The 12,983-nt window shown below is 66.9% G+C and carries 11 protein-coding genes; 4 read left to right on the forward strand and 7 right to left on the reverse strand.

The genetic code is table 11. The features are described from left to right. The first annotated feature begins 64 nt into the window (after positions 1-64). Genes AB839_RS04935 through AB839_RS04945 form a run of 3 tightly spaced genes read left to right on the forward strand, consistent with a single transcriptional unit; the run spans position 65 to position 3,228 of the window. A complete protein-coding gene (locus AB839_RS04935; RefSeq protein WP_005408827.1) occupies positions 65-946 on the forward strand; it encodes a transporter associated domain-containing protein in 882 nt (293 codons plus the stop codon). Then, positions 943-2,199, forward strand: a complete 1,257-nt coding sequence (locus tag AB839_RS04940; RefSeq protein WP_061478512.1) for a DUF4105 domain-containing protein — start codon at positions 943-945, stop codon at positions 2,197-2,199. Before AB839_RS04935 ends, AB839_RS04940 begins: the two co-directional genes overlap by 4 nt. 6 nt (positions 2,200-2,205) lie before the next feature. Then, on the forward strand, positions 2,206-3,228 hold the full coding sequence (locus AB839_RS04945; protein WP_061478513.1) for a magnesium and cobalt transport protein CorA: 1,023 nt from the start codon (positions 2,206-2,208) through the stop codon (positions 3,226-3,228). Between the two features lie 173 nt (positions 3,229-3,401). Here AB839_RS04945 and AB839_RS04950 read toward each other — a convergent pair whose 3' ends face one another. From AB839_RS04950 to potA, 4 genes are all read right to left on the reverse strand, one after another. Next, positions 3,402-4,766, reverse strand: a complete 1,365-nt coding sequence (locus AB839_RS04950; protein ID WP_061478514.1) for an NAD-dependent succinate-semialdehyde dehydrogenase — start codon at positions 4,764-4,766, stop codon at positions 3,402-3,404. Positions 4,767-4,849: 83 nt separating this feature from the next. Further along, entirely contained in the window at positions 4,850-5,692 is an 843-nt protein-coding gene (locus AB839_RS04955; protein ID WP_061478515.1) for an ABC transporter permease subunit, read from the reverse strand. Next, positions 5,689-6,621, reverse strand: coding sequence for an ABC transporter permease subunit (locus tag AB839_RS04960; RefSeq protein WP_061478516.1), 933 nt, complete (start codon positions 6,619-6,621; stop codon positions 5,689-5,691). The genes AB839_RS04955 and AB839_RS04960 overlap by 4 nt, the downstream gene beginning before the upstream one ends. Next, entirely contained in the window at positions 6,618-7,754 is a 1,137-nt protein-coding gene (gene potA, locus AB839_RS04965; protein ID WP_005415926.1) for a polyamine ABC transporter ATP-binding protein, read from the reverse strand. Before potA ends, AB839_RS04960 begins: the two co-directional genes overlap by 4 nt. A gap of 291 nt (positions 7,755-8,045) precedes the next feature. Here potA and AB839_RS04970 point away from each other — a divergent pair, with 291 nt between their 5' ends. After that, entirely contained in the window at positions 8,046-9,434 is a 1,389-nt protein-coding gene (locus AB839_RS04970; protein WP_241776745.1) for an NAD(P)-binding domain-containing protein, read from the forward strand. A 43-nt stretch (positions 9,435-9,477) separates the two neighbouring features. Here the strand turns inward: AB839_RS04970 and AB839_RS04975 are convergent, their stop codons facing one another. From AB839_RS04975 to AB839_RS04985, 3 genes are all read right to left on the reverse strand, one after another. Next, complete coding sequence (locus tag AB839_RS04975) at positions 9,478-10,587, reverse strand: polyamine ABC transporter substrate-binding protein (protein ID WP_061478517.1); 1,110 nt, start codon at positions 10,585-10,587, stop codon at positions 9,478-9,480. A gap of 91 nt (positions 10,588-10,678) precedes the next feature. Beyond that, positions 10,679-12,076, reverse strand: a complete 1,398-nt coding sequence (locus AB839_RS04980) for a glutamine synthetase family protein (protein WP_049416306.1) — start codon at positions 12,074-12,076, stop codon at positions 10,679-10,681. Next, entirely contained in the window at positions 12,073-12,834 is a 762-nt protein-coding gene (locus tag AB839_RS04985; RefSeq protein ID WP_061478518.1) for a gamma-glutamyl-gamma-aminobutyrate hydrolase family protein, read from the reverse strand. The genes AB839_RS04980 and AB839_RS04985 overlap by 4 nt, the downstream gene beginning before the upstream one ends. Positions 12,835-12,983: the final 149 nt, after the last annotated feature.

Below are 12,983 nucleotides of genomic sequence, written 5' to 3' on the forward strand. Positions count from 1 at the left end.
CAGGCCGCCACATCCTGCTAGACTTGGGCCAACGCCCGGCCTGCCGGGTGCCTTTTTTCCAGAGATGTCAGAAGACGACAGTAGTAGCTCCCCTGCGGAGCACAGTGAAAAGAAGCGCGGTTGGCTTGAACGCCTGACCTCGGCCTTCTCCGGCGAACCCCACACCCGCGACGAGCTGGTCGCTGTCCTGCACACCGCGCAGGAAGAGGGTCTGATCGCCGCCGATACCCTGAAGATGATGGAAGGCGCCATTTCGGTGGCCGAGCTGACCGTGGGCGACGTGATGATCTCGCGCTCGCAGATGGTCTCGCTGCCGGTCGAAGCGCCCTTCCTGGAACTGATGAAGCAGGTGGTCGAATCGGGCCATTCGCGCTTCCCGGTGCACGGCGAGAACAAGGACGACATCCTTGGCATCCTGCTGGCCAAGGACCTGCTGCGCGGCGTGGTCGCCGACAACGGCCCGGCCAACGTGCGCGAGCTGCTGCGCCCGGCGGTGCTGATCCCGGAGGCGAAGAAGCTGAACGTGCTCCTGAAGGAGTTCCGCCTGTCGCGCAACCACATGGCCATCGTGGTCGACGAGTACGGCGGTGTCGCCGGCCTGGTCACCATCGAGGACGTGCTGGAGCAGATCGTCGGCGAGATCGACGACGAGCACGACGAGGCCGAGGATCCGTCCGCGCAGATCGCCATCCAGTCCGACGGCCAGTACGTGGTCGACGCGCTGACCCCGATCGGCGACTTCAACGAGCGCTTCGGCGCGACGTTCTCCGATGAGGACTACGACACCATCGGTGGCCTGGTCACCGAGGCCGTGGGCCATCTGCCGGAAGTCGGCGATGAGCTGGCGCTGGACCGCTTCATGTTCCGCGTGGCCCGCGCCGATGCGCGCCGGGTGCAGGCCTTCCACGTGACCGTGCTGCCGCCGGACGCGCAGGACGACGCTTGAAGCGCCGCGGTCTGATCCTGACGGCGTGGCTGGCACTGTGTGTGCTGGCCGTGACCATGGCCCTGCCACTGGCCGCCTTCGCGCAGCCGGCGGCAGCCGTGCCCGCACCTGCCAACGCCAACGCCGAGGCCCCGGTCCCGCGTATCGGCGTGGTGACCATGCAGCCGGGCACCGTGTTCTTCGAACGCTTCGGGCATGACGCCATCGTCGTGGTCGATCCGGCCAGTGGCGAAGCGACATCGTACAACTTCGGCTACTTCGATCCGTCCGAGGACGACTTCATCAGCCGCTTCGTGCGCGGCGACATGATGTATTACCTGGTGGCGCTACCGCTGCAGCAGGACCTGTCGTACTACGACGAGACCGGCCGCGGTGCCAGCGTGCAGTGGCTGGACCTGCGCCCCGACCAGGCGCGTGCCCTGGCCGCTGACCTGGCCGAGCGGGCCAAGCCGGAAAACGCGCGCTACCACTACGACTACTACACCGCCAACTGCGCCACGATGGTACGCGACACGGTGGACAAGGCGCTGGGCGGCGGCCTGCAGTCGCAGCTGTCGGGGCGTTCGCGCGGCAACACCTACCGCAGCGAGTCGGTGCGCCTGGCCTCGCCCGCCCCGTGGATGTGGCTGGGCTTCGATGTCGGCCTGGGGCCGTTTGCCGACCAGCCGCTGTCGCGCTGGCAGGAAGCGTTCGTGCCGATGCGCCTGGCCGATGCGCTGCGCCAGGCACGCAACAGTGATGGCCGGCCGCTGGTGCAGTCCGAACAGGAACTGCTGCCACACCGCATCGATCCGGAGCCGAAGGAGTTCGCGCGTCGCTGGTGGCCGTGGCTGCTGCTTGGTCTGGCCGTGGCCGGCGGCGTGCTGGTGCTGCGCAACCGCCCGCGCCTGCTGGCCGGGCTGGCCCTGCCGTTCTGGCTGTTGTGCGCCATCGCCGGCAGCCTGCTGGTGTTCCTCTGGGGCTTCAGCACCCACTACGCCGCCTGGGCCAACCGCAACCTGCTGCTGCTTTCGCCGCTGGCCGTGCTGCTGCTGCCCGGAGCAATCAGCCTGCTGCGCCGGCGCGTGCCGGGCCGCATGTTCAGGGTCGTGCTGTGGCTGCTGGCAGTGCAGGCCGTGGCGGCGCTGGTGCTGCACTGGCTGAGCCTGCAGGCGCAGTACAACGTGCAGTGGATCGTGCTGCTGCTGCCCGTCCACGTCGCGCTGGCGTGGGTACTGGGGCGCCATCCTCACTTGTCCGAAACACGGCGCTGACGCACGATGGCGGGCATGTCATTGCCCGCCTCCGCTTCCGCCCCGGCTTCAGCCAACCCCGCCTGCGTCATCAACTGCGTCCACTACGATGACGAGGGCAAACGCCACGACATCACCCTGGACGCCATCAGCGATGTCATTGCCAGTGGCAATGGCTTCGTCTGGGTCGGCCTGTACGACCCCAACGACGATGTGCTGCTGAAACTGCAGGAGGAATTCTGCCTGCACGACCTGGCCATCGAGGATGCGCGCAACGCGCACCAGCGGCCCAAGGTCGAGACCTACGGCAATTCGATGTTCGTGGTGGTGACCACCGCGCAGATGGTCGACGAGCGCATCCAGTATGGCGAAACCCATGCCTTCCTCGGCCCGCGCTTCCTGGTAACGGTGCGCCACGGCGCCTCGCTGTCCTACGCGCCGGTACGTGCTCGGGTCGAGCGTGAGCCGCAGCTGCTGAAGATGGGCCCGTCGTACTGCCTGTACGCGGTGACCGACTTCGTGGTCGACAATTACCTGCCGATCGTGCACCGCTTCCGCGACACCCTGGACCTGCTGGAAAAGGACATCTTCGCCGAGAACTACAAGCGCAGCACCGTGGTACGCCTGTACGAGCTCAAGCGCGAACTGAACAAGATGCGGATGGCGGTGGCGCCGCTGCAGGATGTGCTGGCCCAGCTGCGCCGTTACCAGGGCGAGCTGGTTCCGGACGAAGTGAAGCTGTACATCCGTGACGTGCACGACCACGCGGTACGCATCAGCGATGTGATCGACACCCTGCGCGAGATGCTGGGCACCGCGCTCAGCGTGAACCTGTCGCTGGTGACGCTGGCGCAGGGCGAGACGGTCAAGCGCCTCGGTGCGTGGGCTGCGCTGCTGGCGGCACCGACGCTGATCACCAGCTGGTACGGGATGAACTTCAGCCACATGCCGGAGCTGAGCCAACCGTGGGCCTACCCACTGATGATCGTTGGCGTGGGCGGCGTCTGCGTGGGCCTGTACCGGTTGTTCAAGCGTTCGGGCTGGCTGTAGCGCGTACGCAACCCTCTTCTTGTAGAGCCGAGCCCATGCTCGGCTGGCTGTTTGGCGCATTCCGTAGAGTCGAGCTTTTTCGACTGATGCCGGCGAGAGCAGCCGAGCATGGGCTCGGCTCTACAAGAGCGACGAGCAGTCGGGCATGGCTCGACTCTACAGAAGGAGGGGAATCAGGCCACGTAGACGGTCTTGATGTTCATGAACTCATGGATGCCGTGCTCGGCCAGTTCCCGGCCAAAGCCGGACTGCTTGCTGCCGCCGAACGGCAGCCGCGCATCGCTCTTGACGATCGCGTTGACGAACGCGGCGCCGCATTCCATGCGTTGCGCGAAGGCTTCGCCGCGCACCGGATCGCGCGTCCACACGCTGCCGCCCAGGCCGAAGCGGGTGTCGTTGGCCACGCGCAGTGCCTCGCTCTCATCAGCGACCCGAATCACCGCAGCCACCGGACCGAACAGTTCCTCCTCGTAGGCCGGCATGCCCGGGCCGACCTGGTCGAGCACCGTGGCCGGATAGCCGGCATGGGTGCCGGCAATCGGCTCGCCGCCTATCAGCACCCGCGCACCCTTGGCCACGCTGGCCTGTACCTGCTTGTGCAGTTCATCGCGCAGATCGGCACGGGCCATCGGCGCCAGCGTGGTGCCCCGCTCATCGGGGTCGCCGTACTGGCGCTCGGCCGCAGCTTCAACGAAGCGACGGGTGAATTCATCGGCCACCGCCTCGACCACGACGAACCGCTTGGCCGCGATGCAGGTCTGCCCGCTGTTGTCGAAGCGCGACTTCACTGCTGCCGCAACCGTCTTGTCGAGGTCGGCATCGTCGAGCACCACGAAGGCATCGCTGCCACCCAGCTCCATCACCGACTTCTTCAACTGGCTGCCGGCGTTGGAGGCGATCGAGCGCCCCGCCCGCTCGCTGCCGGTCAGCGTCACCGCCTTCACCCGTGCGTCGCGCAGCACGTCGGCGGCCTGGTCGTTGTCGATGTGCAGCACGTCGAATACGCCGTCCGGCAGGCCGCCATCACGGCACACCGCCAGGATCAGGTCGGCACACTGCGGCACGTTGCTGGCGTGCTTGAGCAGGGCCACGTTGCCGGCCATGAACGCCGGTGCGAGGAAGCGGAACACCTGCCAGATCGGAAAATTCCACGGCATCACCGCGAACACGCAGCCGATCGGCTCGTAGCGCACGTAGCTGCGCTGCGCTTCGGTGTCGATCAGCTGCGGCTTGAGATAGTCGGCCGCATGGTCGGCGTAGTACTCGCAGGCCGCCGCGCACTTGTCGACCTCGGCCAGCGCTTCGGCCTTGAGCTTGCCCATCTCGTGGGTCATCGCCTGCTGCAGGTCGTCGCGGCGCGCGCGCAGCTGCGCCGCGATCTGGCGCAGGATCGCGCCGCGTTCCTGCAGCGAACGCTCGGCCCAGCCGGGGAACGCATCGGCGGCGGCCTGCAGGCGCTGCTCGATGTCGGCAGCGCCCATCAGTTCATGGCGGTAGGTCACCTGGCCGGTGGCCGGGTCGACGATCTCGACGGTCATGGGGGATCTCCATCTGGAAGACCCCCATTGTGCGCCGCCGGCCGTGAGCCGGGCGTTGCCGGCACAGTGGACGGATCGTGTACTCAGCCGTTGTCCTGCCGCGCCAGCTGCAGGTCGCGCTGGCGCCGCTTCTCGGCACGGGCATTGATGTACCAGCCGATCACCGCGGCGATCGATACCGCCGACACCAGCAGCGTGGCCAGTGCATTGATCTTCGGGCTGATGCCCATGCGCACCGACGCGAACACCTTCATCGGCAGCGTGGTCGAGCCCGGCGTGGCGACGAAGCTGGCCACCACCACGTCATCCAGCGACAGGGTGAACGCCAGCAGCCAGCCCGCCACCAGCGCCGGCGCGATGATCGGCAGGGTGATGCGGGTGAACACGGTCAGCCGGCTGGCCCCGAGGTCCATCGCGGCTTCTTCCAGCGACAGGTCCATTTCCTGCAGGCGCGAAGACACCACCACGGTGACGAAGCACAGGGTGAAGGTGACGTGGGCGATCCAGATGGTGGCCAAGCCGCGCGCCGGGAAGCCCGGAATCGCGCCCATCGAGGCCAGCAGCGCCATCAGCGAGAAGCCCAGGATCACGTCCGGCATCACCAGCGGCGCGGTGACCAGCGCACCGAACAGCGGCTTGCCACGGAAGCGCTTGAAGCGGGTCATCACCATCGCCGCCAGCGTGCCCAGCACGGTGGCGGTACAGGCGGTCCAGAACGCCACCACCAGGCTGGTCCACATCGCATCCATCAGCGCGCGGTCGGCGAACAGGTCATTGTAGGCGCGGGTGGAGAACCCGGCCCAGACCATCGCCAGCCGCGAGCTGTTGAACGAATAGAACATCAACAGCAGGATCGGCAGGTACAGGAAGGCGAAGCCGAGCAGCAGCACGCCCAGCCCCAGGCCCTTGGCGGTACGCGGGCTCATGCCTGCTTCCCTTCCAGCAGGCGCTGCTGGGATCGGTTGAACAGCAGGATCGGCACCAGCAGCAACAGGATCATCGCCACCGCCATCGCCGAGGCACCCGGCCAGTTGCGGTTGTTGAAGAACTCGTTCCACAGCTGGCGGCCGACCATCAGCGTCTCCGAGCCCCCCAGCATTTCCGGAATCACGAATTCACCCACTGCCGGGATCATCACCAGCATGCAGCCGGCGATGATGCCGGCCTTCGACAGCGGCAGGGTGATGCGCAGGAAGGCCTGCCATGGCCTGGCACCCAGGTCGTAGGCCGCTTCCAGCAGGCGGTGGTCATGCTTGACCAGGTTGGCGTACAGCGGCAGCACCATGAACGGCAGGTAGCAGTAGACGATGCCGATGTAGGCGGCGGTCGGCGTATCGATCAACTGCAGTTTCGGCAGGCCCGTCGACGTCATCAGCGCCTGCAGGCCGGTGAACTGCAGGAACTGGTCAAGCAGGCCGTTGCGGTCCAGGATCGCCTTCCACGCATACACGCGGATCAGGAACGAGGTCCACGACGGCAGCACCACCAGCATCATCGCCACGTTGCGTGCGGCCGGCGACAGGCGGGCGATGGCATAGGCCATCGGGTAGCCGATCAGCAGGGTCAGGAAGGTGGAGATGGCCGCGATCCTGATCGAGCTCAGGAAGGCCTGCGCATAGATCGAATCGCGGAACAGCGCCAGGTAATTCTCCAGGTTCAGCTTCAGCGAGAACCCGCCGTCCCCGTACTGCAGCAGCCAGGTATACGGCGGCGAGCCGACCCGGCTGAGCGAGAAACTGATCATCAGCACGATCAGGAACGGCACTGCGAAGAACAGCAGCAGCCACAGGTACGGAATGCCGATCACCGTGGCACGCAGCCCCGGCAGCCAGCGCTTCAGGCCGGCGACGCTCATGAGGTGAGCACCACGCCGTCGTTGTCGCGCCAGTGCACCCACACCTCGTCGCCCCAGGTGAAGCCATCACTGGCCCAGCGCTGCGAGTTGGCGAAGTTGGCCAGCACCTTGGCGCCGCTGGGCAGGCGCACGTGATAGACCGAGTGGCTGCCGAAGTAGGCGATGTCCTCGATCACGCCCTGCGCCTTGTTGGTGTGCCCTTCCGGCTCGTCCTTGCCGATCATCACCTTCTCCGGGCGCAGCGCGAACGCGACCGGCTGCCCTTCATAGCAGGTGATGCCATGGGCAATGTAGATCGGCGCCGGGAACAGCGGCGAGCGCACGGTCACGTACTCGGGCAGGTCCTCGTCGATCACCCCGTCGAACAGGTTGACCGAACCGATGAACTCGGCGACGAAGCGGTTGGCCGGCTGCTCGTAGACCTCGTCCGGCTTGCCGACCTGCTGGATCCAGCCGGCATCCATCACCGCGATGCGGGTGGCCATGGTCATCGCTTCTTCCTGGTCGTGGGTGACCATCACGCAGGTCACGCCCGACGATTCGATGATGCTGACCAGTTCCAGCTGCATCTGCGAGCGCAGCTTCTTGTCCAGCGCGCCCATCGGTTCGTCCAGCAGCAGCAGCTTCGGCCCCTTGGCCAGCGACCGCGCCAGCGCCACGCGCTGCTGCTGGCCACCGGACAGCTGGTGCGGCTTGCGCTTGCCCAGGTGGCCCATCTGCACCAGGTCGAGCATCTCGCCGACGCGCTTGCTGATCGCATCCTTGCCCAGGCCATCCTGCTTCAGGCCGAAGGCGATGTTCTGCTCGACCGTCATGTGCGGGAACAGGGCATAGGACTGGAACATCATGTTGACCGGCCGCTGGTACGGCGGCAGCGCATCCAGGCGTTGGCCATCGACGGTGATGCTGCCCTTGGTGGGCGTCTCGAAGCCGCCCAGGCAGCGCAGCAGGGTCGATTTACCACTGCCGGAGCCACCGAGCAGGGCAAAGATCTCGCCCTTGCGCACGTCCAGGTTGACGTCGTCGACGGCGACGAATCCGTCGAATTCCTTGCGCAGATCACGAATGGAGAGATAGCCGGGCGCACCGGTCGTGTCGACGACGGCGGCTACCGGCTGGGCTTCAACGGGCATGGGGGCTCCGGGAGCGGGCGGTGGACAGCGGCGGCCATTCTAACGGCCGGGGGCCGAAGGGGATATGACGGGAGTGGGTGGAAGCGGCCGCTGGCCCGCCCAAGGCCCCCGAGGGCGTGTCGGTTTTCCCCGCGATGGTGGCCTGTCCGCCCCAAGGCCCGGGCTCCCCTGGACGACCCTGCAGCCGTCCCGGCCAGACACTGCGGGCGGCAGCCCGATCTGCAACATTTTTCAGAACGGGATCCATTGAAAGCCCCGGACATTCCCCGCGCAATGTCCCGCATCTAGGCCTTGCATGGACCGCCCCTGGTGATTTCCCCGGACAGCCCCTCCCCTTTCCCGCCCCGCCTGCCGGGCTGCCTGCCTGCACGGCTGCCGCTGGTCATCATCGGCGCCGGCCAGGCCGGGTTGTCGCTCAGCGCGCTCCTGCAGGAGGCCCGCGTCGAGCATCGCGTGCTGGAGGCCGAAACCGTGGGCGCCAGCTGGCGGCGGCGCTGGGATTCGTTCCAGACCAACACCGCCAACGCGACGATGGCCCTGCATGGCCATGCCTATGCCGGGGATGACCCGGAAGGGTTCATGGGGGCCCCGGAAGTGATCCGACGGCTGCGCGACTATGCCGACGAGCGCGCGTTGCCGATCAGCGAGGGGTGCGTGGTCCATCGGGTCGGGCCGGAGTCCGGTGGCTATGCCATCGACAGCAGCCGGGGGCTGATCCATGCCCAGGCGGTGGTGGTCGCCACCGGTGAATACCGCCGGGCGCGGTTGCCCCGGGCCCCTTTCGCGCCCGCAACAGGCCTCACCGTGCTGCACTCCAGCGACTACCGCAGTCCCGGCCAGCTACCCGAGGGCGCGGTGCTGGTCATCGGCGGCGGCCAGTCCGGCGCGCAGATCGCCCAGGACCTGCGCGACGGTGGTCGCAGCGTGTACTGGTCATTGGCCGATCGTCATTCGCACACCCGTCGGCTGCGCGGCAAGGACTCGATGACCTGGTGGGACATGGCCGGGCGCATCCATCAACACGTAAGCCAATCGGCGGCCGTACTGGCAGGCGAGCCGGACGCGCTGCGCAAGGCCCGCACCGCGGAGTTCCCCCTGATTTCCGGCAAGGGACGCGCCGGCCTGGGCAGTTCGATCAGCCTGCTGGCGATGCACCGCGCAGGGATCAGGTTGCTGGGCCGGTTGCAGGAATTCAATGGAAACACCGCCCGCTTCGCCGATGTCCGCCCGCAACTTCGCACCGCGATCGAAGCGACGCGGGCCGAGTACGCCTATCTCGATTCGCTGGCCAGCGCGTACTACGCCACGCGGCCCGAGCCGCGCACCGACGATGCCCGCTACATTCCCGAAGAGGTCTATCTGCACTGGGAGCCGGACATAGCCCCGGATGAACTGGATCTGCAGGCGGCAGGCATCCGCTCGGTGGTGCTGGCCACCGGTTTCGTCGCCGAATGGCCCTGGCTCGATGTGCAGGGCGCGCTGGATGCCCACGGCTATCCGCTGGGCGAGTTTGGCGTTTCCCCGCAACCGGGCTTGTTCTTCATCGGCATGCACAACCTGCAGCGGATGAGTTCGTCGTTCCTGTGCAACGGCGGCCGCGATGCACGCGACCTGCTGCCGGCCATCCTGAGGCACCTTGACCAGGCCGACGGTACCGATTCCAGCACGGTGAAGCGGTGAAGCAAGGCGGCCGCCGGGCAAGGCCCGGCGGCGCCAGACCGGCTTAACGGCCGGTCTTCACCTCGGTCCACAGCCGGGTGTAGAGCTTGTCGGTCTCCGGCGTGTTGATCGAGTAGGTGAACATCTTCTCGGCCACGTCAGCCGGCGGATAGATCGTCGGGTCGGTGCGGATCGCCTCGTCCACCAGCGGCGTCGCGGTCGGGATCGGGTTGGCGTAGTGGATGAAGTTGGTGTTGGCCGCGGCGACCTTCGGTTCCAGCAGGTAGTTGATGAACCTGTACGCCGCTTCCGGGTGCTTGGCGTCCTTCGGGATCGCCAGCATGTCGAACCACTGCGGCGCACCTTCCTTCGGGATCGAATAAGCCACGTGCACGCCATTGCTGGCTTCCTCGGCGCGGTCGCGGGCCTGGATGATGTCACCCGACCAGCCGACCACCAGGCAGGTGCCGCCATTGGCCAGCGAACCCACGTACTGCGAGGAGTGGAAATTCTGAACGTACGGGCGGATCGACTTCAGCAGGTTGGCCGCCTTCTGCAGTTCGGCCGGGTCGCCGCTGTGCGGGTCCAGGCCCAGGTAATGCAGCGCGATCGGGATCATGTCGGCCGGCGTGTCCAGGATGGTCACGCCGCAGTCCTTCATCTTGCTGATGTTCTCCGGCTTGAATACCAGGTCCCAGCTGTTGGCGATGTCGGTGCTGCCGCCGAAGCGCTGCTTCAGCATGTCCACGTTGTAGCCGATGCCGGTGGTGCCGATCATGTACGGCACGCCGTACTGGTTGCCCGGATCCTGGGTGGCGATGCGCTTCATCACCGCCGGATCGAGGTTGGCCAGGTTCGGGATCTTGCTCTTGTCCAGCGGCAGGAACACGCCGGCCTGGATCTGGCGGCCGAAGAAGTTCAGCGTCGGCACCACCACGTCGTAGCCGCTGTTGCCGGCCAGCAGCTTGGTCTCGACCATCTCATCGCTGTCGAACACATCGTAGGTCACCTTGATGCCGCTCTCCTTCTCGAAGGTCGGAATGGTGTCCTCGGCGATGTAATCGCTGTAGTTGTAGACGTTCAGGACCTGGCTGTCCTGCGCGCCGCCGTTGCCACCGCCACAGGCGGCAAGCATGGCGGAGGCCAGGCCGAGCGTGAGGATACGCAGCTTCATCGGGTGCTCCAGAATGCGGGAAGGGGGGCCGGCGGAGCCGGCGACGGGTGCCAGCCTACCCCCCGGCGGCGGATTTTTCTATTCCAGATGCTCAGACGTTCAGCAGCAGGAACTCGCGCTCCCACGAGCTGATGACGCGGAAAAAGGTCTCGTATTCCTTGCGCTTGACCGAGATGTAGGCGCGGCAGAAACGCTCGCCCAGCAGGGCCTGGAGCTCGCTGCACTGCTCCAGCCCGTCCAGCGCCTCGCCCAGCGAGCGCGGCAGGTTGTAGCCCAGTTCCTTCGCGCTGCCGGTCACCGGCGCGTCAGGCGCCAGCCGCTCGCGGATGCCGAGCAGGCCGCAGGCCAGGGTGGCCGCCATTGCCAGGTACGGATTGGCGTCGGAACCGGCGAACCGGCTCTCCACGCGCATGTTTTCCGGCGTATCCAGCGGCACGCGCAGGCCGCAGGTGCGGTTGTCGAAGCCCCAGTGCACGTTGCTCGGCGAGACTTCGCCGAACACCAGGCGCCGGTAGGAATTCACGTTCGGCGCGAAGAACGCCATCGCCTGCGGCGCGTACTTCTGCAGGCCGCCCAGGTAGTGGCCGAACACCGGGCTGAACTCGCCCTCAGCATCGGTCTCGCCAGCGAACACATTGCTGCCATCGCTCACCCGCACCAGGCTCTGGTGGATGTGCATGGCACTACCGGGCTCGTTCTCCATGGGCTTGGCCAGGAACGTGGCGTACACCCCGTGGCGCATCGCCGCCTCGCGCATGGTGCGCTTGAACAGGAACACCTGGTCGGCCAGGTCCATCGCATCGGCATGGGTGAAGTTCACCTCCAGCTGTGCTGCGCCGGATTCGTGGATCAGCGTGTCCACGTCCAGCTTCATCGCATCGGCGTAGTCGTACATCAGGTCGAGGATCGGGTCGAACTCGTTGACCGCGTCGATCGAGTACGACTGCCGCGCGGTCTCCGGGCGCCCCGAGCGACCGGCCGGTGGCAGCAGCGGGAAGTCCGGGTCGGTGTTCTTCTGCACCAGGAAGAACTCCAGCTCCGGCGCCACCACCGGGCGCAGGCCCAGTTCCGCATAAGCCGCCAGTACGCGGCGCAGCACGTTGCGCGGCGCAAGCTCGTGCGGTTCGCCGCTCTTGGTGTAGCAATCGTGGATGACCTGCGCGGTGGCATCGGCCGCCCACGGCACCATGCGCACCGTATCCGGGTCAGGGCGCAGCATCATGTCCGAGTCCGACGGCGAGGTCAGCTCGTAGTAGTCGTCAGGGAACTCGCCGGTGACGGTGGTGGCGAAGATGCCTTCCGGCAGGCGCGTGCCGTAGTCGTGCGAGAACTTGTCGGCAGGAATGATCTTGCCGCGGGCGTTGCCGGTGATGTCCGGCACCAGGCATTCCACCTCGGTGATGCGCCGCTCCTTCAGCCAGCGCAGCAGGCTGCTTTCCTGCGGTGCGGGGGGCGTGGCCGTCTTGCGCGGGCGCGTTCGGGAACTCATCGGGAATCCAGTCGGTTCTGTTGGTGCTGCCGGCAAGCTTGGCCGAACGCACGGAAAATAGCGTGATAGAACGGCGTCTGCGTGACACGCCACTCCGGATGCCACTGTACGCCGAGCACAAATCCATGGTGCAGGCTGCGCGCTGCCTCGACCAGTCCGTCATCGGCCATGGCCTCGACCTCCAGGCCCTGCGCGAGGCGGGCGATGCCCTGTCCGTGCACCGAATTGACCTGCGCGCGGCCACTGCCGTGCCACTGCGCCAGCCAGCCGTCGGCGGCCAGGGTCACCGCATGGGCCGGCCCATACTGCACGTCCACCGGCGCCTGCGGGTCTTCGCGATGGTCGGCCAGGCCGGGCACCGCATGCACCTGCGGATGCAGGCTGCCGCCCAGTGCGACGTTCAACTCCTGGAAGCCCCGGCAGATCGCCAGCACTGGCAGGTCCAGCGCCAGCGCCTCGTGCAGCAGCGCGAAGGCATTGGCATCGCGGGCAGGGTCATGCGGATTGCCTGGCCAGCTGCGGCCGCCTTCGTAGTGCTGCGGTTCGATATTGCTGACCGCGCCGGTCAACAGCAGGCCATCGAGCCCAAGCAGCCAGTCGCTGGCCGGCAACGGTGGCTGCAGGCTCGGCAACACCACCGGGGTCACCTCGGCCGCCTCGGCCAGCGCGCGCACGTACTTCTCGCCGGCCACCGCGAAACGGTGGTGGCCGAGCACGGTGCTGTCGGTGGGCAGGCCCACCCAGGGCAGGCGGCGCATGGGAAGACTCCTTGGCGTGCCGACACGTTACCCGTCGCCTGGCAACGGCGGCAAGTCGCTGCCGTCACACCGCAGCTGCCACGCATCGGCGAAACTACCGGGGTGAACGCTGATCGACCTGCCCTGCTCCGCCCTCCCGCACTGCACCC

Origin of the sequence: Stenotrophomonas sp. DDT-1, assembly GCF_001580555.1 — a bacterium.
In the GTDB taxonomy this organism is placed as follows: Bacteria; Pseudomonadota; Gammaproteobacteria; order Xanthomonadales; family Xanthomonadaceae; genus Stenotrophomonas; species Stenotrophomonas sepilia.